At 66.9% G+C, this 574-nt stretch carries 1 protein-coding gene; it reads right to left on the bottom strand.

The window, feature by feature from the left end:
• Window positions 1-565, bottom strand: a 565-nt coding sequence (gene cheD, locus G3N92_RS34740; protein WP_206131963.1) for a chemoreceptor glutamine deamidase CheD, incomplete at its 3' end; no start/stop codon positions are given.
• Between the last annotated feature and the right edge of the window lie 9 nt (window positions 566-574).

Genomic DNA, 574 nt, shown 5'->3' with positions numbered 1-574 from the left:
CATCGGCGGCCGACCGCGCGAGCGCGGCTTCGCGCTCCGCGACGCCCGGCACCGCCAGCCGCAATTTCTTGACCATCGCCTGCCCGGTGCGGGGCATGAACGCGACCTTGCGCGGATGCACGCCCTGCAGATCCTCGGCGACGATACGGATCTTTTCGAGCGCCAGATAACGGCGCACGAAATCGGCGTTGCGATCGCCGATGTTGATGGTGGTCATGCCGGCCAGCACGGCCGCGCCGCCGAACACCTTCGCCTCGAAGCGCTCGCGCTTGCCGCCTGCCTTGATCAGTTCGTTGATCAGCACTTCCATCGCGTAGGCGCCGTAGCGCATCGAATCGGAGGCGGTCGCGCGCGCGTCGGCGCCGTCGTCGGGCAGCATGAAATGGTTCATCCCGCCGAGCCCCATGAACGGATCGTGGAGGCAGGCGGCCACGCACGAGCCGAGCACGGTCACCAGCACCATGTCGTCGCGCGTCGTGAAGAACTCGTTCGGCAGCAGCTTCACGCCGGGCTTGCCGAAATGGGTGTCCTGATAGTGATTGGTCGCGATCGGCAGGCCGCTCATGCGTCCTCG

This window comes from Burkholderia sp. Ac-20379 (assembly GCF_017104645.1).
Lineage (GTDB): Bacteria > Pseudomonadota > Gammaproteobacteria > Burkholderiales > Burkholderiaceae > Burkholderia.
This window is presented reverse-complemented; position numbering and strand designations above follow the sequence as displayed.